Raw genomic sequence first — 19,411 nt, 5'->3', positions numbered from 1 at the left:
GTCGGGGAGGACCAGCCTAAGACATCCGATGAAAGTTTCAACGGGTTTCGGCAGGCAGGCGTTCTGCCGGGTTCGCGGCACTTGACGAAGCGGTGCGTCCTCGCTGATCTAGTCCTGGGGGAAAGCGCTTTCCTTCTCTGATGGGAGCAGACAGTGAGATCCGTTGCCCAAGCCTGGCGGTGCCTGCTCACCGTCCTGGCCGCCCTGGTCATGGCGCTGGCAGGCGCCCTCGTCGCGCAACCGCCGCCCGCGAGCGCGGCGACGGTCGACACGAACGCCTGGTACGTCCTCGTGAACCGGCACAGCGGCAAGGCGCTCGACCTGTACGAGTTCGCCACGAACGACGGCGCCCCGATCGTGCAGTGGGCCCGCAACGACGGCAACCAGCAGCAGTGGCAGTTCGTCAGCTCCGGCGACGGCTACTACCGGCTCAAGTCCCGCCACAGCGGCAAAGTGCTGGACGTCTACGAATGGAACGCCGACGGCGGCGCCCAGATCGTCCAATGGGCCGACACCAACGGCTGGAACCAGCAGTTCCGGCTGGCCGACTCCGACGGCGGCCACGTCCGCCTGATCAACCGCCACAGCGGCAAAGCCCTCGAAGCCTGGGAGTGGTCCACCGCCGACGGCGCCCGTATCTCCCAGTGGGACGACCTCAACGGCGCCAACCAGCAGTGGCAGCTCGTCAAGATGGGCAGCGGTTCCGCCGACTGCGGCGGCGGCTCGTTCAACGCCGAGGCCGTGCTCAGCGGCAGCACCTGGACGGCCAGGAACGGCGGCAGCACCCTCTACACCGGCAGCAGCATGATCGAGGCCATGCGCCGCGCCGTCGGCAGCCTCACCTCCGGCCGCACGTCCAAGCAGAAGGTGGTCGTCCGCGGCTCCGGCAGCATGAACGCCAACCAGTCGCTCGACCTGCCCAGCTACACCGTCCTCGAAGTGTGCGGCACGATCAACGTGACCGGCACGATCAGCGCCAACAACGCCGCCGTACGCGCCCAGAACGTCACCGACGTCGAGGTCACCCGGCTCGCCGTGACCGGCAACCCGTACTTCGCGGTGTTCGTCCGCAACGGCACCAACATCACCCTTGGCCAGCTCGACCTGCGGCTCGGCTCGGCCGGGCTGGGCGTGCGCATCGACAACCACGCCAACAGGAACGTCCGCACCAGGAACGTCCGCATCGACAGCGTGTACGCCTCCGGCGGCGGCAGTCACGGCGTCGAGACGTACGGCGTCGACGGCATCACGATCGGCACCGTCACCGCGCGGAACACCGGCGAGTCCGGCCTGCTGCTCAACGACACGATCAACGCCAGCATCGGCACCGTCGACGCCGAGGGCGCGGGCACCGGCACCGGTTACGCGGCCTTCCGGATGGCCAACCGCAACGGCCGCATCGGCAGCTCGTACCCGACCAACATCCGCGTCGGCACCGTCAAGGCCCGGGGCGGCGGCCGCGGCGTCTTCTGCGTGTCGGAGAGCGGCGGCGCGGTGATCGACCGGGTGGACATCGCCCAGACGGGCAGCAACTCGATCCTCATCGAGAACTGCTACAACGTCACGATCGCCGCCCAGAGCGGCACCGTGAACGGCTCCGACATCCGCATCGCGGCCCGCAGCGAGTTCCCCGTGACCTCCGACATCACGCTGCAGAACCTGACGCTGACGAACTCGGCTATCAACGAGAACCCGTGCGGCACCAACATCGTCATCCGCAACATCAACCTGGTGAACTCCCGCATCAACCGCTGCTGACCGGAACAGACCGTGATCCGGCCGGGCGGGCCCGGCCGGATCACTCGGACGGCGACGCGCACTCGGCCGCCGTCGCGGTGGGCCGGCAGACCCACGTCGCCTGGATCGGCCGGCCCGACTCGACGGTCATGAGCCACACCTCCCGGCCCTGGGCGTCGTGGTCGGTGGCGTGCTCGGAGAAGGACACCTTGCCGGTCGCGCCGTCGAACGCCTGACCGCGCAGGTTGTAGTGGACGCCGCTGAGGATGTCGTCGGCCTCGCTCTGCGTGCGGTAGGCGCTGAACGCGATCGCCACGGCCTGGGCCGCGTCGAAGCCGAACGCGGCGTGCGCGAAGGAGACGCCGACGCCGGACTCCGCTATCCACCGCCGCAGGGTCTGCTGGCTCTGGTTGGTGAGCGAGGTGTCGCGGACGTCGGTCAGCGACACGAAGGACATGCTCACGTCGTGGGCGGCCGGGTTCGACCGCACGTCCTTGGCGACGGAGCCGGTGACGTCGTCCGAGGCGAGCAGCCTGATCTCGCGCTGCTCGCACGAGGCGCCCCAATCCCGCCTGAGGCTGCTCAGGAAGTCGGCCCGGCCGGTGTAGTAGACCACCTCGGCGCCCGACCCGCACGCCTCCCGCATCGCCACGCCCAGCGAGGCGTCATCGCCGAACGAGAAGTCCGCGCTCTCCCCCGGGTACTCCTCCAGGAACAGGTCTTTCAGATCCTGGCTGTAGAGCTCGCCGTCCTGCCGCTGCCAGACGACGGCCACCTTGGGCTTCCTGCCCACCCCCTCCGCGAGCCCGAGGGTTTCCAGCCAGTGGACCGTGGCCTTCATCTGCAGGCTGTTCACGACGGCCAGCCGGAACAGGAACGCCGACCGCCGGTCCCCCACCTGCGCGATCTCGCCGACCGTGGTGACCGTGCTGACCATCGGCACGTTCGCCCTCGTCAGCACCCCCACCGCGCGTTTGACCTCCTCGCGGCTCCAGGCGAACCCCACGGCGGCCGCCAGCGACGCGTCCTCCCGCGCCCGTTCCGCGATGCCCGTCGCCGCGAGCTCGGCGCTGATGAAGTCCTGGCCGGTGTTGGCGAACACGACCTTCATCTTCCAGTCGGATCGGCTCGTGTTGTAACTCTTCTGGTACGCCCCGATCCCGGCCAGTTCGCCGGCCACCGCCGTCATCTGGCCGTCCTTGAACTGCGCGCCCGGCTGTGTCGTCAGCGGGCCCAGATAGGCGATGGTGAACACCTTGTGACCGAGCGGGATCGCCGCGTTCTGCTCCTCTATCCGTCGCGCCACCGGCGCGACGAGCGGGTGCGGCGCCATCTTGCCGAGCGCGCCCAGGCCCACGCACTGCCCGTCCACCTCGCGCAGCTCGGCGCCGCAGCCCGCGGTGGCCGTCACGGTCGCCATGACGGGCACGACGAGCAGCGCCAGCACCACCGCCCAGAAGGCGAGCGGACGAGCGAGAAGCAGCCGGGCGGGATCGTCGCTGCGCGACGCGCCGGCCTCCGTCAACCTGATCACGAGGTACGGGCTCGGCTCCGCCCGGTGGATCGCCGCCCGCCATGCGCGGTACTGCCTGACCGGCTCCAGCTCGCCGGCGGCGGGCGGGTCGAAGCGGTGCCCGGCCGGCGGTTCCGAGGTGGAGGCGACCAGCAGGAGAGGGCCCCGCTGTCCGCGGACCCGCACCTCGTCCAGGAGTTCCATGAACCGGCGGCCCATCGTGCCCGGGTCGGCGTTCCTGAGCGCTACCACGGGATAGGTGTTGCGCCCCCAGCCGGGCCACGGAAGGACGCGACGCTGGTAGGCCTGGCGGAGGTCCTCCAGCAGCGCGGTCACCATCAGCCGTTCGACCGCGTCCTGATCGGCGCGGCCCACGCTGATCGCGTAGGCGATGATGTCCTCGCCCTTCCTGCGCCTGACATAGGGGGCCTTGCGGAACCAGCGGTAGAAGAGCCAGCCGCGGATCAGCAGCGCGGCGTGCAGCAGAGCGCCGATGACGGCGACGATCGGGCTGGCCAGCCAGAGCGCCAGGCTGACGCCGTCCACGAGCTTCTGGAGCCCGAACGTGGCCAGCCCGGTGGCCGGAAGCCACGTGGTCATGGTCCTGCCCACGTAGTCGACCATGACCCGCAGCGCCGACCCGGTGAACGCGTCCTTCTTCCGGCGCTGGGACAGCGACCGCCGCAGGGTGGCGCGGACGCCCACGGGATCCTTCGGCTCCCCGGCCGCGGTCTCGCGCTCGCTCCATGCCCAGAGGACGAACCGGGTCAGCGGGAAGCGGGGAGGCGGGAGCAGCGTGCCCTTGACCCATGGTGTCAGCGAGCCCTTCTCCCCCGCGAGCCGGTCGACGATCGTCGCGACGTCGGTCTCGTCCGCGTTGACCTCCGCGTACGGTGCCCGCAGCTTGAAGCACTCCGCCGTCTCCACGGCCGTGCCGGTCGGCAGCGCGTCGCCGGTGAACACCAGGATGGGCAGCTTGCGCTCCCCGGCCAGGGGCGAGGGACGGCGCTGGGCCTCGTCGATCAGCTCGTACACGGGGATGGACGGCATGCGCGATCAAGCCTCCGGACTCGTCCCGTCGCGGCCCCCGCAGCGCTCGTCAAGAAGAGCGTACTGCCGGAACCACGATGACTTCCGCCGCCGTGCGTGGTCTTAACCGAGGTAAGGTCCGATCGCGGGAGGAACCCATGGCGAAAATGCTCTACTCGGTCACCATGTCGCTCGACGGCTTCATCGCCGGGCCGGGCGGCGACATGTCCTGGCTGGCCGAGCACCTCGGCCCCAACCCGACCGTGGACGACCTGCTCCCCCAGGTCGGCTCCCTTCTCGTGGGCAACCGCTCCTTCGGCGGCGACGACCCGTACAGGGACACCGAGCACGAGGGCGAGGCGTTCGGCGGAGGGTGGAGCGGGCCCCAGTTCGTGCTCACCCACAACCCCCCGGCCGATCCGGTGCCGGGCGTCACCTTCGTCACCGACCTCGACACCGCGATCACCGCGTCGAAGGCCGCGGCGGGCGGCAAGTACGTCAACGTCATCGGCGCCGACGTGGCCCGCCAGTGCCTGGCGGCGGGCGCGCTCGACGAGGTCCTGGTCTGCGTCGCCCCGGTCATGCTCGGCGACGGCGTCCGCCTCTTCGACCACCCGGGCGGCACGAACGTCAAGCTCGAACGTCTCGGCGTGACGCAGGTCCCCCAGGCGACCAACCTCTGGTTCCGGGTCCTGTGACGAAGGGTCTCAGCGCGGGTCGAAGGGCGCGGCTCTCACGGCCAGCCCGAGCAGCATGTCGGCGGCCTTGCCGAGGAGCGCCAGGAGCAGGATCGACAGCAGCAGGATGTCCGTGCGGCCGGTGTTCTGGCTGTCGATCAGCAGGAATCCCAGGCCCATGGACGAGGCGATCAGCTCGGCCGCGACCAGGAACAACCAGCCTTGGGCCAGTCCGAGCCGCAACCCCGCGAAGACGGCGGGGGCGGCGTGGGGGAGTTGGACGCGGGTGAGCAGGCCCACGCCGCGCAGCCCGTACGCCCGCCCGGCCTCGACCAGGTGCGGATCCACGTGCGCGAGCGCCGCGGACACGGTGGTGTAGACGGGGAAGAAGGCACCGATCGCCACCAGGACGATCTTCGGGCCCTCCGCTATGCCGAGCCAGAGCACCAGCAGCGGCACCCACGCCAGCGACGGCACCGCGCGCAGCGCGGCGATGCTGGGGGCGAGCAGGGTGCGGACCGGCGCGTACAGGCCGACGAGCGCGCCGAGCACCAGCCCCGCCGACGCTCCCCCGGCGAAGCCCAGCAGCACGCGCTGACCGCTGATCGCGACGTGCTGCCACAGCTCGCCGCGCCGGATGAGCTCGCCCACCGCCGCCAGGACCGCCGCGGGCGGAGGCAACTGGCTCGCGGTGAACCAGCCGGCGCCGGTGGCGACCTGCCAGGCGGCGAGCGCCGCCAGCGGCACCATCAGGCCCGCGGCGAAGCTCCACGGGCGCACCCACCGGCCGGGTGTCGTCACGAGGCCCCGGCCTTCTCGGCGAACTCGGGAGCGAACAGGGAGTCGAGCGCCGTCTTCGCCTCCTGCTCGGAGCGCACCTGGCTCTCCCGTACCAGCGTCGGCAGGATGCGTTCCAGCACCGCGCGCTGGTCGGGACCCGGGACCGGGCTGACCTCGACCTCGGTCCGCTCCTTGAGCACCACGCGAGCGACCTCGGGGGCGAGCTTGGCCTCCGAGGCCAGCAGCTGGACCGCGTCGTCGGGGTGCTCGACGATCCACGCGCGGGCTCTCTCGTACGCGTCGAGCACCTTCTGGGCGAGGTCCGGATGCTCGGCGAGGAACTCCTCGCGGGCGTTGAGGAAGCCGTAGGAGTTGAAGGACGCGTTCCGGTAGATCAGCTTCGTGCCCGAGTCCACCTGGCTCTGCGCCATCAGCGGGTTAGGCCCGACCACGCGTCCACGTCGCCGCGCTCCAGCGCGGTCTTGCCGTCGGCGTGCTGGAGGTTGACGACCTCGACGTCGGTGCCGTCCAACCCGGCCTCCTCCAGGGCCTGGAGCAGGAAGAAGTACGGGTCGGTGCCCTTGGTGGCGGCGACCTTCTTGCCCTTGAGCCCGCTCACCTCGGTGATCGGAGAGTCCTTGGCCACCACGAGCGCCGCCCACTCGGGACGGGTGTAGATTCCGACGGTCTTGATCGGGGTGCCGTTGGCGCGGGCCTGGAGGGCGGCGGCGCCCGCGGTGGAGCCGAGGTCGATGGTCTCGCCGCGCAGGTTCTCGTTGGCCTTGTTGCTGCCGGCCGACAGCACCCAGGTCACCTCGGTGCCCGGGAGCGCGTCCTCCAGCCAGCGCTGCTGCCGGATGACCAGACTGAGCGGGTTGTAGTAGGCGTAGTCGAGCCGGAGCCGGCCCGAGGCGGGCGTGGCGGTGCCGCTCTCACCTGGCACGCAGGCGGTGACCAGGGGGACGAGCAGGGCGGCGGTGAGCAGGGAACGGCGGTGGATCACGGAGTGGGCTCCTCGGCGGGGGTGGGGCGGGGCACGCCGAGCCGCTCCAGCAGGTCGGCGCGGAGGGCGGCGAGTTCGGGATGGGCGCGGTCGCGGGGCCGGCGGTGGGGGACGTCGAGCACGGTCGCGATCGTGGCGCCCGGCCGCTCCGGTTCGGCGCCGAGCAGGACCACCCGGTCGGCCAGGTGCAACGCCTCGTCCACGTCGTGGGTGACGAGCAGGACGGTGGTTCCGGCGCCGCGCTGCACGTCGGCCAGGAGGTCCTGCATGCGCAGCCGGGTGAGGGCGTCCAGCGCGGCGAACGGCTCGTCGAGCAGCAGCACGCCGGGCTCCCTGGCCAGCGCCCTGGCGAGGGCCGCGCGCTGGGCCATGCCGCCGGACACCTGGCGGGGCCGGTGCTGGTGGAAGCCGTCGAGGCCGACGACGTCGAGCCAGTGCCGTACGATGCGCGCGCCGCTCTCCCTGCCGACGCCTTTTGGCAGGCCGAGGGCGACGTTGCCGGCCAGGTCGCGCCACGGCAGCAGCCGGGGCTCCTGGAAGACCACCGCGCATCGGGCGTCGACCCCGCGGACCGGACGTCCGTCGACCGTGATCTCGCCGTCCGAGGGCGCCTCCAGCCCGGCCACGAGGCGGAGCAGGGTGGACTTGCCGCAGCCCGAAGGCCCCAGGATGGCGACGATCTCGCCGGGGAGGATGTCGAGCTCCAGGTCGCGCAGCACGGTGTGGCCGTTGCCGTAGGTGTGGCCTACCCCGCGCAACCCGACTCCCGCCGCGGCCACCGCCCTGGCGGGGAACGTGGCCTGGCCGGTGGTCATACGCCTCTCCCATGCTCTCGGTCCTCGGTGCCCTCCCACGATTACCTATTATTCCGGTATAATCAATAGGGATTACTGGTATTTGTGCGCCGAGGGTCCCCGGGGATCATGCCCTGGTCCTCCGCCGCGGCCCCTCTGTCGAAGGCACGCCTGGGTGGGACTTTCGTCGGCGAGGCGCCGAAAGCTCATGATGACACTGCGTAGCGGGTGGCGACCGCGGTGGCGCGGGCGCGCAGGGAGTCGCGCAACCACTGCGGGGCCAGGGCTTCAGCGTTCGTGCTGAGCTGCCACAGCGCCCATTCGGCGTGTCTCCGGTCCTGGAAGGTCACCTCCAGCCGCAGCCGGCCGTCCGGGTCGGTTTCCTCGGCGAGGACGGCCAGCGCGGTGCCCACCAGGTCCTCACGACGCGCCGGGTCCAGCCGTACCACCACGGTGACCTGGTCGCCACCGGCCCGGAACCTCGTGCTCCGTTCCTGCCAGGCCAGGTCCAGATCGACCCGGTCCGCTCGCTGTGCGGGTTCGGCGAGTTCCTGGGCGGCCAGGATCCGGGACAGGCGGTAGGTGCGGTCCGCGCCGGACCTCGTGGCCAGCAGGTAGCCCCGATCTCGTACGGTGACCAGGCCGATCGGGTCCACCGTGCGCCACTCCGGCGCCTGGTCCGCGGCCGCGTAGTGGATGCGCAGCTTGTGCCCGGCGAACACCGCGCGCAGGACCTCGGCCGCGACGGCGTCGGGCACCTCCTCGGCGACCAGCCGGCGTGAGAGGAGGTCGGTCTCCGGGTCGATGAGCAACCGCTCGGCCGCTCCGGCCGCGGTGTCCCGATAGCTCTCGGGCAGCGCGTCGACCACCTTGAGCATCGCCGAGGCGAGCGCTGACCCGAGCCCGAACGCCTGCGCGCCGCGCCGCGACCCGGCGACCAGCAGGGCGAGGGCCTCGTCGGGGTTCAGCCCGGTGAGCTCGGTCCGGAAGCCGGGCAACAACGCGAACCCGCCGTGCCGGCCGCGTTCGGCGTACACCGGGACGCCGGCCGCGGACAGCGCCTCGATGTCGCGCAGCACGGTCCGGGTGGACACCTCCAGCTCGCGCGCCAGCGCGGTCGCGGACAGCCTGCCGTGCTGCCGCAGCAGCAGCACCAGCGAGACCAGCCGGTCGGCACGCATACGAAAACCTACCGGAATACATGACAGGGGATGTCGTGGTTTGTTTGCGAGGCTCATCGACAGGTGGCAACCCATTCGAACGGAGCTGATGTGGCAATGGAACGAACGGCGGTCAACCCGTGGGCGTGGTCGACGGAGCTGGGCTACAACCAGGGCGAGGTCGTCTCCGGACACACCCGGACCCTGTACTGCTCAGGACAGACCGCGATGAGCGGAGAGGGCAAGCCGCAGCACGCCGATGACATGGCGGCGCAGCTGGCGCTGAGCCTCGACAACCTGGAGGCCGTGCTCGGCGAGGCCGGCATGTCCCTGGCGAACCTCGTGAGGCTCAACGTCTACACCACCGACGTCGACCGCCTCTTCGAGCACTACGGCGTGCTGGCCTCACGGTTGGGCGCCGCCGGGGTGGCGCCGTCCACCACGATGCTCGGGGTGACACGTCTGGCGATCCCCACCCTGATGGTCGAACTCGAGGGAACCGCCGTAGCGTGACGCGACCCCGCCGCCTCCGGCCGGACCGCCGGGGGCGGCACGCATCGTCTTCTTCACAGAACCCGAGGTAACCACGCATGCGCAAGGTCGGCTCGATCTTCCCGTCTGATCTCGCGGCAGCTCTTCGGGGAGTGAGGTGAGGGCCGTTGCCGTGCCTATTACCGTCAAAGGCCCGGTCCGGATCATCCCGACGGGCCTTCTAGCTGGGTGGGGCTACCAGGACTTGAACCTGGGACCTCTTCCTTATCAGGGAAGCGCTCTAACCGTCTGAGCTATAGCCCCGCAACACATGGAACCGTATCGCATCCGCCGCGCGGAGGCGAACCGGTTCGGCTGAGGAAAAGCTTACCGCCTCCCGCACGCTGCTCGCGCCGCCGCGGGGGCGGCGCGAGCGTGCGTGGGACAGGATTACTCGGCCTCGCTGAAGGTCACCTCGACGCCGCCCACGAGGTCGCTGGAGACGTTGTAGATGACCGCGCCGAGGGTGGCGAGCGCGGTGATGAGAACGACGTTCACGGCGCCGATGAGAGCCGTGTAGCCCAGGATGCGCACCGGCTCGAACCAGGAGGCGATGTCGATCTGGAGCGACCCCTCACCCTGCTCGCCCTGGCTGAGCTGGTTGACCAGGTCGACGATCGAGTCGAACACGCCCAGGGCCGACAGCACCCCGTACAGGACGGCGACCGCGACGAAGAGCACCACGAAGCAGACCAGGGACACCACGAAGCTGAACTTCATGGCCGACCACGGCTCGATGCGGCGCAGCACCAGGTGGGCCTTGCGGGGGAGGCGCGAGCCTCCGCCGCCGGACGACTTCTTCTTGCCGGGGAGCTCGACGGCCGGCGGGGGAGCTTCGGTCGCGAGTGACGGGCGCGAGCGCGCGGTGTCGTTGCCGTCGCGCTCCGACGGGGCCGGGGCCCGCGGGGGAGCTGACGGGGCGGGGCCCGACTGGGGTCGGGGCTGCTGTCCGTCCGGCTTGAGTGCCGGCTTCGTCGGGTTGCCTTCCTCCTCCTGTGCCTGGCGAGGCTCCTTGTCAGGGGCCTTGCCAGGCTGCTGCTGGCCGTTGTCCCGAGCCGCCTGGGTCCTGGCGGCGCCACCCTGGGCGCTCATCTATTACTCTCCTCCCCCGTCTGCTTCACTCTCCACCGAAGTCTCCATCGACTCGGCGTTCCGGGCGAGGGCCACCACGCTGTCGCCTTCGGCGAGGTTCATCAATCGGACTCCCATGGTCTGCCGGCCGGACTGCTTGATCTCACCGGCACTCGTCCGGATCACCCCGCCTGCGGACGTGATCGCGAAGACCTCGTCCTCCGGGTTGACCATGACGGCTCCGACCAGCTTGCCACGAGAGCTCACGATTTTTGCAGTCAGCACGCCCTTTCCGCCACGTCCTTGCACCGGGTACTGCTCAACGGGTGTCCGCTTCGCGTACCCAGCCTTTGTGGCGATAAGCACATCCTGCCCGTCGGAGATCCGGTTCATGGCCAGAAGTTCGTCACCTTCGAGGAAACGCATGCCGATGACGCCGCTGGTGGCGCGGCCCATCGGGCGCAGCGCCTCGTCGGAGGCGGTGAACCGGATCGACTGCGCGCCCCTGGAGACGAGCAGCAGATCGTCCTCCTCGGAGATCAGGCGGGCGCCGATGACCTCGTCGTCGTCGCGCAGGTTGATCGCGATCAGGCCGCCGGACCTGGGGGAGTCGTACTCGGACAGGCGGGTCTTCTTCACCAGGCCGCTGCGGGTGGCGAGCACAAGGTAGGGGGCCACCTCGTAGTCGCGCAGGTAGAGGACCTCCATGACCGTCTCGTCCGGCTGCATGGCCAGGAGGTTGGCCAGGTGCATGCCGCGGGCGTCGCGCCCCGCGTCGGGCAGTTCGTACGCCTTGACCCGGTAGACGCGGCCCTTGTTGGTGAAGAACAGCAGCCAGTGGTGGGTCGTCGTGACGAAGAAGTGGTCGACGATGTCGTCCTGGCGCAGCTGCGCGCCGCGCACGCCCTTGCCGCCGCGCTTCTGCGCGCGGTAGAGGTCGGTCCTGGTCCGCTTGGCGTAGCCGCCGCGGGTGATGGTGACGACGACGTCCTCTTCGGCGATGAGGTCCTCGATGGACATGTCGCCGTCGTGCGCGATGATCTCGGTGCGGCGTTCGTCGCCGTAACGCGAGACGACCTCGCCCAGCTCCTCGCCGATGATCTCCCTCTGACGGGCCTCGCTGGCGAGGATCGCGTTGTACTCGGCGATCTGCGTCATGAGGTGGTCGTACTCGTCCTGGATCGCCTGGCGCTCCAGGGCGGCGAGCTTGCGCAGCTGCATGTCGAGGATGGCCTGCGCCTGGATCTCGTCGATCTCCAGCAGCGACATCAGGCCCTGCTGGGCGTGGGAGGCGGACTCCGACGCCCGGATGAGCGCGATGACCTCGTCGAGCCGGTCGAGCGCCTTGAGCAGCGCGCGCAGGATGTGGGCGCGCTCCTCCGCCTTGCGCAGCAGGTAGCGCGTACGGCGGACGATGACCTCGATCTGGTGCGCCACGTAGTGGCGGACGAACTGGTCGAGGCGGAGCGTACGCGGCACGCCGTCGACCAGCGCCAGCATGTTGGCGCCGAAGGTGTCCTGCAGCTGGGTGTGCTTGTAGAGGTTGTTGAGCACGACCTTGGCGACCGCGTCGCGCTTGAGCACGATCACCAGCCGCTGCCCCACGCGGGAGGAGCTCTCGTCGCGGACGTCGGCGATGCCGGTCAGCCTGCCCTCGCGGACCAGCTCGGCGATCTTGAGGGCGAGATTGTCAGGGTTGACCTGGTAGGGCAGCTCGGTGACGACGAGCGCCTGGCGGCCCTTGCCGTCTTCCTCGACCTCGACCACGGCCCGCATGGTGATCGAGCCGCGGCCGGTGCGGTAGGCGTCCTCGATGCCGCGGCGGCCGACGATCAGCGCGCGGGTGGGGAAGTCGGGCCCCTTGACCAGCTTGATCGCTGCTTCGAGCAGCTCCTCGTCGTCGGCCTCGGGGTTTTCCAGGCACCATTTGACCGCGGCGGCGACCTCGCGCAGGTTGTGCGGCGGGATGTTGGTGGCCATGCCGACCGCGATGCCGCCCGAGCCGTTGACCAGCAGCTGCGGGAACCGCGCGGGGAGGACGTCGGGCTCCTGCGACTTGCCGTCGTAGTTGGGCCGGAAGTCGACGGTCTCCTTGTCGATGTCGCGCAGCATCTCCATGGCGATGGGCGCGAGCTTGCACTCGGTGTAGCGCATCGCCGCCGCCGGGTCGTTGCCCGGCGAGCCGAAGTTGCCCTGCCCGTCGACCAGCGGGTAGCGCAGCGACCAGTGCTGCGCGAGGCGGACGAGCGCGTCGTAGATCGAGGTGTCGCCGTGGGGGTGGTAGGTGCCCATCACGTCACCGACGACGCGGGCGCACTTGAAGTAGCCGCGGTCGGGGCGGTAGCCGCCGTCGTACATCGCGTACAGCACCCGGCGGTGCACCGGCTTGAGTCCGTCGCGCACGTCCGGCAGCGCCCTGGACACGATGACGGACATCGCGTAGTCCATGTAGCTGCGCTGCATCTCGGACTGGATGTCCACCGGTTCGATGCGGTCAGCTGGGGGAGTGGTGTTCACTTCCGTCACAGGTTGTGGTCCTTTATCGAGATGCGGCTAGGCCGCTCAGACGTCGAGGAAGCGGACATCGCGCGCGTTGCGGATGATGAAGTCGCGGCGCGCCTCCACGTCCTCGCCCATGAGCACGCTGAACAGGTCGTCGGCCTGGGCGGCGTCGTCAAGGGTGACCAGGCGCAGCAGCCGGGTCTCCGGGTTCATCGTGGTCTCCCAGAGCTGGGCGGCGTTCATCTCGCCCAGACCCTTGAACCGCTGGACGTTGTCGCGCGGGCGGGGGTCGGGCTTGCCGGCCTCGATGCCCGCCTGGATGATGGCGTCGCGCTCGGAGTCGGAGTAGGCGTAGGAGGCGTCCTCGCCCTTGCGGTCCCACTTGATCTTGTAGAGCGGCGGGCAGGACAGGTAGACGTGGCCGGCCTCGATGAGCGGTCGCATGAACCTGAACAGCAGCGTCAGCAGCAGGGTGTTGATGTGCTGGCCGTCGACGTCGGCGTCGGCCATCAGGATGACCTTGTGGTAGCGCAGCTTGGCGATGTCGAAGTCGTCGTGGACGCCGGTGCCGAGTGCGGTGATGAGCGCCTGGACCTCGTTGTTCTTCAGGACCTTGTCGATCCGCGCCTTCTCCACGTTGAGGATCTTGCCGCGGATGGGGAGGATCGCCTGGAAGCGCGAGTCGCGGCCGCCCTTGGCCGAGCCGCCGGCCGAGTCGCCCTCGACGATGAACAGCTCGCACTTCTCGGGGTCGTTCCACTGGCAGTCGGCCAGCTTGCCGGGCAGCCCGCTGCCGGACTCCAGCAGGGACTTGCGGCGCGTCAGGTCGCGGGCCTGGCGGGCGGCCATGCGGGCGCGTGAGGCCTGCAGGCACTTGTTGATGATGTCCTTGGCCTCGCCCGGGTTGCGCTCGAACCAGTCGCGCAGGTGGTCGTTGCAGGCCTTCTGGACGAACGACTTGGCCTCGGTGTTGCCCAGCTTGGTCTTGGTCTGGCCCTCGAACTGCGGGTCGGAGAGCTTGACCGAGATGATCGCGGTGAGGCCCTCGCGGACGTCCTCGCCGGACAGGTTGTCGTCCTTGCCCTCCTTGAGGAACTTCTGCTCGCGCGCGTAGCGGTTGACGATGGTCGTCAGCGCGGCGCGGAAGCCTTCCTCGTGGGTGCCGCCTTCGGCGGTGTTGATCGTGTTGGCGAAGGTGTAGACGGACTCCGCGTAGGAGTTGTTCCACTGCATCGCGATCTCGACCGCTATGCCGTCGCCCTCGGTCTCGAAGGAGATGATCGACGCGTGGGCCGGCTCCTTCTTGTCATTGAGGTGCTTGACGAAGTCGGCCAGGCCGCCCTCGTACAGGTATTCGACCCGGTGCGGCTCGCCGTTGACGTGGTCGGGACGCTCGTCGGTGAAGACGATGGCGAGGCCCTTGTTGAGGAAGGCCATCTCCTGGAACCGGCGCGAGAGCGTCTCGAAGTTCCATGTCGTGGTCTCGAAGATGTTGGGGTCGGGCCAGAACGTCACGCTGGTGCCGGTCTCGTCGGTCTCCTCGCCCTTGGCCAGGGGAGCGGTCGGCTTGGAGTGGTCGAAGGAGATGCGCCAGTAGTGGCCGTTCTGCTTGATCTCGACGTCCATGGCCGTGGACAGCGCGTTGACGACGGCCGAGCCGACGCCGTGGAGGCCGCCGGAGACGGCGTAGGCCTGGCTGTCGAACTTGCCGCCGGCGTGCAGGGTCGTCAGCACGACCTCGACCGCGGAGCGCTTCTCGACGGGGTGTATGCCGGTGGGGATGCCCCGGCCGTTGTCGACCACGCGCACGCCATTGTCAGCGAGCAGCGTGACCTCGATCCGGTCGGCGTAGCCCGCGAGCGCCTCGTCGACCGCGTTGTCGACGATCTCCTGCACGAGGTGGTGCAGGCCGCGCTCGCCGGTCGAGCCGATATACATACCCGGGCGCTTGCGTACGGCCTCAAGCCCCTCGAGTACGGTGATTGAGCTAGCGTCGTAGGACAACTGCGTAATCCTCCTGCCGCGGACACGCGGCGGGGACGCTCGAATGCGAAAAAGCTGCCCCTGCCGTGCCCGTCACCGTCGTGAGTGCCCCGATGCGCGGTCACCCAGGGGAGTCGGCTTGCCTGCCGGGGTGACACGCAAGCGGACGTGTCCGGAATCCGCTTTCATTCTACCGGGTCCGGAGCCCGAAGGTGGCATTGAACGCGCCTGTGATGCTCTCTGGCTCGTTTTCCCCCCGGATCAGCATCCCCCCTCCCGATCGGGGGGTCAGCGCGTCTGGGAGCCCTCTGATCGCCCAACAGCCTGCCCAGAGCCACGCGAGCGCCCGCGGCCGGCTGCGGCGGCGCGAAAGGCCTGCTGTGGACGGCCGGCGGACCGGCTATCCGTAGGTGTCGCCCGGACCCCGGCTTCCGGTCACCCGCAATCCGCCCGTGGGGCGCGGGGCGTTCATCGGGCCTCTGACCTTCACCTTCGTCACGGTGTTGTCGCCGAGCTCCTCGTTGAGGCGGCGGACGAGGGTGCGCGCCAGCAGCCTGACCTGCGTCGCCCACGCCGTCGAGTCGGCCGCCACCAGCACCTCGCCGTCTTCGAACGACTCGGGCTTGGTGTGGGCGGCCAGGTCGGGACCGACGATGTCGGCCCACCGGCCGAACACGCCGCCCACGGCCGCGGACTGCTCCCAGCCCCGGGCCGCCAGCAGGTCGGCGATGGCCCGGCCGAACAGCAGCGGGTCGCCGGCGTCCCGGCGCGGACCGGCCGCCCTGCGCCGGGGCTCGCTGCGCGGCAGCTGGCCCCGCTTGGCCGCGTCGGCCTTGGCCTGGGCGAGCTTCTCCCTGGCCAGGGCGGCGCCCCTGGCCGTGGCGTCGTGGTCAGCGGACACGTCGCACGCTCCCTTCAGCGACCTCGAACCTGGCTCCGGACAGCTCGGGCGGCACGTCGTCGTCCACAGCCGCCGTGATGAGGACCTGCTCGGCCGGGGCGACGATCTCGGCGAGACGGCGCCTGCGCTGCGCGTCGAGCTCGGCGAACACGTCGTCGAGGATCAGCACCGGGTCACCGCCGTCGGCCCGCAGCAGGTCGTAGGCGGCCAGCCGCAGGGCCAGCGCGAACGACCAGGACTCGCCATGGCTGGCGTAGCCCCTGGCGGGCAGCTCGCCGAGGCCGAGAACCAGATCGTCGCGGTGGGGGCCGACGAGCGTCACGCCGCGTTCGAGCTCGGCGGGACGGACCTCCAGCAGCCGCTCCTTGAGCCGCTCCTCAAGAGTTTTCCCCAGGTCTGTGGATAACGTCGGCGCATCGGAAGATCCCCTCTCACCGGGGATTTCGTCCTCAGAGGCGTCGTCGCCTGTGGACAACGTGCTGCGATAGGCCAGCGTCGCGGGGGCGCTGGTGGGGGCCAGCGCGGCGTAGGCCCCGGCGACCAGCGGGCGCAGCGACTCGATCAGCTCGAGGCGGGCGCGCAACAGCTCGGCGCCGTGGCGCGCGAGATGGGCGTCCCACACCTCCAGCGTGCCCAGGACGTCGCCGGCGCCCGCCGCCGCGAACCCGGCCTCACTCTCGGCCTTCCGGCCGCTCCTGGCGCCTCTGCGGGCCTGCGCGGCCGTACGCAGGAGCGCGCCGCGCTGCTTCAGCACCCGGTCGTAGTCGGCGCGTACGCCGGCGAACCGCGGAGTCCTGGAGACCAGCAGGTCGTCGAGGAAGCGGCGGCGCTCGGACGGGTCGCCCTTGACCATGGCGAGGTCCTCGGGGGCGAACAGGACCGTGCGCAGCAGCCCGACGACGTCGCGCGCGCGGGACACGGGGGAGCGGTTGAGCCGGGCCCGGTTGGCCCTGCCGGGGTTGATCTCCAGCTCCACGAGGGCGCGCCGGTCGTCCCTGTGGACGGCGCAGCGGACGACCGCCCGCGAGGCGCCGTGGCGCACCAGCGGCGCGTCGCTCGCCACCCGGTGGCTGGAATGGGTCGCCACGTAGCCCAGCGCCTCGACGAGGTTGGTCTTGCCCTGGCCGTTGGGCCCCACGAAGGCCGTGACGCCCGGCTCCAGGCCGAGCTCCACGGACGTGTAGGACCGGAAATCGGTCAGCGACAGGTGGGCGACATGCACCCCACGAAGGTTAGTCGGCCGCGCCGACCTCTGCGGTCACCGGCTCACAGCCTGTGGAAAACTCACTCCCGCTCGCCGTCGCGGGGCAGCGGGGGCACGTCCGCGCCCGGCGCGTCGGCGCCCTTGGCCGTCGAGCCCTCGGCCGAGGTGGTCGCGTGGCCGCCGAACTGGTTGCGCAGCGCGGCCACCACCTTCATCGCCGGAGGGTCGTCCTGCCGCGAGCCGAACCTGGCGAACAGCGCGGCGGTGATCACGGGCAGCGGCACCTCGTGGTCGACGGCGGCCTGCACGGTCCACCGGCCCTCCCCGGAGTCCTGCGCGTAGCCGCGCAGGCCCTCCAGGTGCTCGTCGTCGTCGAGCGCCCGCACCATGAGGTCGAGCAGCCAGGAGCGGATCACGGTGCCGGTGCGCCAGCTGCTGAAGCAGCCCCGCACGTCCTTGACCACGTCGGAGGCCTCGAGCAGCTCCCAGCCCTCGGCGAAGGACTGCATCATGCCGTACTCGATGCCGTTGTGGACCATCTTCGCGAAGTGGCCGGCGCCCACGTCGCCGGCGTGCACGAAACCGTCCTCGCCCTCGGGCTTGAGCGTCTCGAAGATCGGCATGAGGCGCTCGACGTGCGGCCGGTCGCCGCCGCACATGAGGGCGTAGCCGTTGTCGAGACCCCAGACGCCGCCGCTCACGCCGCAGTCGACGAAGCCGACGCCCTTGCCGGCCAGCTCGGCGGCGTGCTTCTGGTCGTCCACATAGTGGGAGTTGCCGCCGTCGACGACCACGTCGCCCGCTGACAGCAGCTCGCCGAGGTCGTCGATCGTCTGCTGGGTGGGCGCGCCCGCCGGCACCATCACCCAGACCGTGCGGGGGGTCTGCAGCCGACTGACCAGTTCCTTCAGGCTCGCCACGTCGCTGAGGGAGGGGTCGCGGTCGAAACCGACCACGTCGTGACCGCCGCGGCGCAACCGCTCGGCCATGTTGCCGCCCATCTTGCCGAGTCCAACCATGCCGATCTGCATGTTGCCCCACTACCCCCTCGTCCGGATTCCACCATCTCCGACCGATTATTCAGCTAGACAGGCGAATCGGCATGATCAGGTAGCGGTAATCGGGAGTGCCGCCCTCGTCCACAGGCTTTCCACCGGTGAGGATGGCGGGCTTGGTCGAGGTGGTCATCTGCAGGCGGGCCACGTCGGAGTCGATCGCGCCCAGCCCTTCGAGCAGGAACTGGTGGTTGAAGGCGATGTTCATCTCCTCGCCCTCGTACTCGACGGGCAGGGCCTCGACGGCCTGGGCCTCGTCGCCGCTGCCCGCCTCCAGCACGACCTCGCCGCTCCTGAAGGCCAGCCGCACCGGGGTGTTGCGCTCGGCGACCAGGGCGACGCGCTTGACTGCTTCGACGAACGGGCCTGTGGACAGGTCGGCGCGCGCGGAGAACTCGGTGGGCAGCAGCGAGCGGTACTTGGGGAACTCGGGGTCGAGCAGGCGCGTGGTGGTGCGCCGGCCCGCGCTGGAGAAGCCGATCATGCCCTCGCCGGTGCCGCCGGCGGAGCTGAGCGCGATCTCCACCTCGGCGCCGGTGGCGCCCAGGGCCTTGGCCGTGTCGGCCAGGGTCTTGCCGGGGATCATCGCGATGGCGGAGAAGTCGGGCTGGCCCGGCTGCCACTTCAGCTCGCGCACGGCCAGGCGGTAGCGGTCGGTCGCGGCGAGGGTGACGGTGTCGCCCTCGATCTCCATGCGCACGCCGGTCAGCATCGGCAGCGTGTCGTCACGTCCGGCGGCGACGGCCACCTGGCTGACTGCGGAGGCGAAGACGTCGCTGCCCACCCGGCCGGCCGCGGGCGGCATGGCGGGGAGCGTCGGGTAGTCCTCCACAGGCATGGTGAGGAGGGTGAACCGGGCGCTGCCGCACGTGACGACCGCCTTGGCGCCCTCCACCACGAAGTCCACAGGCTGTGCGGGAAGCGAGCGGGTGATCTCGGCCAGCAGCTTGCCGGAGACCAGGACCATGCCGGGCTCGCCGGTGTGCAGTTCGAGCGTCACCTCCGCCGAGACCTCGTAGTCGAAGCCGGACAGCTTCAACTGCTGCTCCTCGGTGACCTCCAGGCGCATGCCCGCGAGGACGGGCACGGACGGCCGTGCCGGGAGACTGCGTGCCGTCCATGCCACCGCCTCAGCGAGGACGTCTCGCTCGATTCGGAACATCACGGTGATCAGCCTCCTGCTTCGTCGTTGATTCCAAGTGTCTCGCCTCCGGCAGACGCGAACAGCGAGAACCCCTCTATGGGTCTTGAGTTTCTTCTTAAGAGATAAGTGGAGTCATCACACTAGGGGCGGTGGATACTGTGGAAAACCTGCGTCTCCGCAGCTCGACGGCCCGATTTTCATCCACTGCGGGTGTGGGTGACGCCTGGGGGTAACTTCGGCGGCTGGGGATGAAGCCGCGTCGCCCACAGGCCGTCCCCAGATCTTGGTGCCTTCGTCCACCGGTCATCCACCGGGTTTCCACCGGTT

General features: G+C 70.1%; 16 protein-coding genes and 1 tRNA gene. 3 read left to right on the top strand and 14 right to left on the bottom strand.

The genetic code is table 11. The features are described from left to right. The first annotated feature begins 210 nt into the window (after nt 1-210). Nucleotides 211-1,758, top strand: a complete 1,548-nt coding sequence (locus AB0K05_RS31645; protein WP_219546846.1) for an RICIN domain-containing protein — start codon at nt 211-213, stop codon at nt 1,756-1,758. Between the two features lie 40 nt (nt 1,759-1,798). Here AB0K05_RS31645 and AB0K05_RS31640 read toward each other — a convergent pair whose 3' ends face one another. After that, entirely contained in the window at nt 1,799-4,300 is a 2,502-nt protein-coding gene (locus AB0K05_RS31640) for an ABC transporter substrate-binding protein (RefSeq protein WP_364233958.1), read from the bottom strand. Nucleotides 4,301-4,437: 137 nt separating this feature from the next. Here AB0K05_RS31640 and AB0K05_RS31635 point away from each other — a divergent pair, with 137 nt between their 5' ends. Further along, nucleotides 4,438-4,977 carry a dihydrofolate reductase family protein gene (locus AB0K05_RS31635; RefSeq protein WP_271276854.1) on the top strand — a complete coding sequence of 180 codons (540 nt, stop codon included), beginning with the start codon at nt 4,438-4,440 and terminating at the stop codon, nt 4,975-4,977. A 9-nt stretch (nt 4,978-4,986) separates the two neighbouring features. On the opposite strand, the gene AB0K05_RS31630 is transcribed toward AB0K05_RS31635, so the two are convergent. The 5 genes from AB0K05_RS31630 to AB0K05_RS31610 form a co-directional block, all read right to left on the bottom strand. Continuing rightward, nucleotides 4,987-5,757 carry an ABC transporter permease gene (locus AB0K05_RS31630; RefSeq protein ID WP_271276853.1) on the bottom strand — a complete coding sequence of 257 codons (771 nt, stop codon included), beginning with the start codon at nt 5,755-5,757 and terminating at the stop codon, nt 4,987-4,989. Beyond that, nucleotides 5,754-6,188 carry an ABC transporter substrate-binding protein gene (locus tag AB0K05_RS31625; RefSeq protein ID WP_271276852.1) on the bottom strand — a complete coding sequence of 145 codons (435 nt, stop codon included), beginning with the start codon at nt 6,186-6,188 and terminating at the stop codon, nt 5,754-5,756. The genes AB0K05_RS31630 and AB0K05_RS31625 overlap by 4 nt, the downstream gene beginning before the upstream one ends. Beyond that, entirely contained in the window at nt 6,167-6,739 is a 573-nt protein-coding gene (locus AB0K05_RS31620) for an ABC transporter substrate-binding protein (RefSeq protein WP_271276851.1), read from the bottom strand. The genes AB0K05_RS31625 and AB0K05_RS31620 overlap by 22 nt, the downstream gene beginning before the upstream one ends. Continuing rightward, complete coding sequence (locus AB0K05_RS31615) at nt 6,736-7,554, bottom strand: ABC transporter ATP-binding protein (protein WP_271276850.1); 819 nt, start codon at nt 7,552-7,554, stop codon at nt 6,736-6,738. Before AB0K05_RS31615 ends, AB0K05_RS31620 begins: the two co-directional genes overlap by 4 nt. A 185-nt stretch (nt 7,555-7,739) precedes the next feature. Continuing rightward, on the bottom strand, nt 7,740-8,714 hold the full coding sequence (locus tag AB0K05_RS31610; protein WP_364233953.1) for a WYL domain-containing protein: 975 nt from the start codon (nt 8,712-8,714) through the stop codon (nt 7,740-7,742). Between the two features lie 96 nt (nt 8,715-8,810). On the opposite strand from AB0K05_RS31610, the gene AB0K05_RS31605 reads away from it, so the two are divergent. Next, a complete protein-coding gene (locus tag AB0K05_RS31605) occupies nt 8,811-9,206 on the top strand; it encodes a RidA family protein (protein ID WP_148037189.1) in 396 nt (131 codons plus the stop codon). A gap of 208 nt (nt 9,207-9,414) precedes the next feature. Here the strand turns inward: AB0K05_RS31605 and AB0K05_RS31600 are convergent. The 8 genes from AB0K05_RS31600 to dnaN all read right to left on the bottom strand — a co-directional run bounded on the left by AB0K05_RS31600 (nt 9,415) and on the right by dnaN (nt 19,105). Beyond that, nucleotides 9,415-9,488 (bottom strand) — tRNA-Ile (locus tag AB0K05_RS31600). 126 nt (nt 9,489-9,614) lie between these two features. Next, nucleotides 9,615-10,316 carry a DUF3566 domain-containing protein gene (locus AB0K05_RS31595; protein WP_364233951.1) on the bottom strand — a complete coding sequence of 234 codons (702 nt, stop codon included), beginning with the start codon at nt 10,314-10,316 and terminating at the stop codon, nt 9,615-9,617. Between the two features lie 3 nt (nt 10,317-10,319). Next, nucleotides 10,320-12,821, bottom strand: a complete 2,502-nt coding sequence (gyrA, locus tag AB0K05_RS31590; RefSeq protein ID WP_148035923.1) for a DNA gyrase subunit A — start codon at nt 12,819-12,821, stop codon at nt 10,320-10,322. Nucleotides 12,822-12,857: 36 nt separating this feature from the next. Next, nucleotides 12,858-14,801 (bottom strand): DNA topoisomerase (ATP-hydrolyzing) subunit B, encoded by a 1,944-nt coding sequence (gene gyrB / locus AB0K05_RS31585; RefSeq protein WP_364233948.1) that lies wholly within the window; start codon nt 14,799-14,801, stop codon nt 12,858-12,860. A 379-nt stretch (nt 14,802-15,180) separates the two neighbouring features. Next, nucleotides 15,181-15,681, bottom strand: a complete 501-nt coding sequence (locus tag AB0K05_RS31580; protein ID WP_261808987.1) for a DciA family protein — start codon at nt 15,679-15,681, stop codon at nt 15,181-15,183. After that, complete coding sequence (gene recF, locus AB0K05_RS31575; RefSeq protein ID WP_148035925.1) at nt 15,671-16,903, bottom strand: DNA replication/repair protein RecF; 1,233 nt, start codon at nt 16,901-16,903, stop codon at nt 15,671-15,673. The genes AB0K05_RS31580 and recF overlap by 11 nt, the downstream gene beginning before the upstream one ends. 62 nt (nt 16,904-16,965) lie before the next feature. Then, nucleotides 16,966-17,916 carry a phosphogluconate dehydrogenase (NAD(+)-dependent, decarboxylating) gene (gnd, locus tag AB0K05_RS31570; protein ID WP_148035926.1) on the bottom strand — a complete coding sequence of 317 codons (951 nt, stop codon included), beginning with the start codon at nt 17,914-17,916 and terminating at the stop codon, nt 16,966-16,968. Between the two features lie 49 nt (nt 17,917-17,965). Then, nucleotides 17,966-19,105, bottom strand: coding sequence for a DNA polymerase III subunit beta (gene dnaN / locus AB0K05_RS31565; protein WP_148035927.1), 1,140 nt, complete (start codon nt 19,103-19,105; stop codon nt 17,966-17,968). Nucleotides 19,106-19,411: the final 306 nt, after the last annotated feature.

Origin of the sequence: Nonomuraea sp. NPDC049486 (assembly GCF_040676925.1) — a bacterium.
Lineage (GTDB): Bacteria > Actinomycetota > Actinomycetes > Streptosporangiales > Streptosporangiaceae > Nonomuraea > Nonomuraea ferruginea.
Note: the sequence above shows the minus strand (reverse complement) of the source record. Positions and strands in the feature narration are given on the sequence as shown.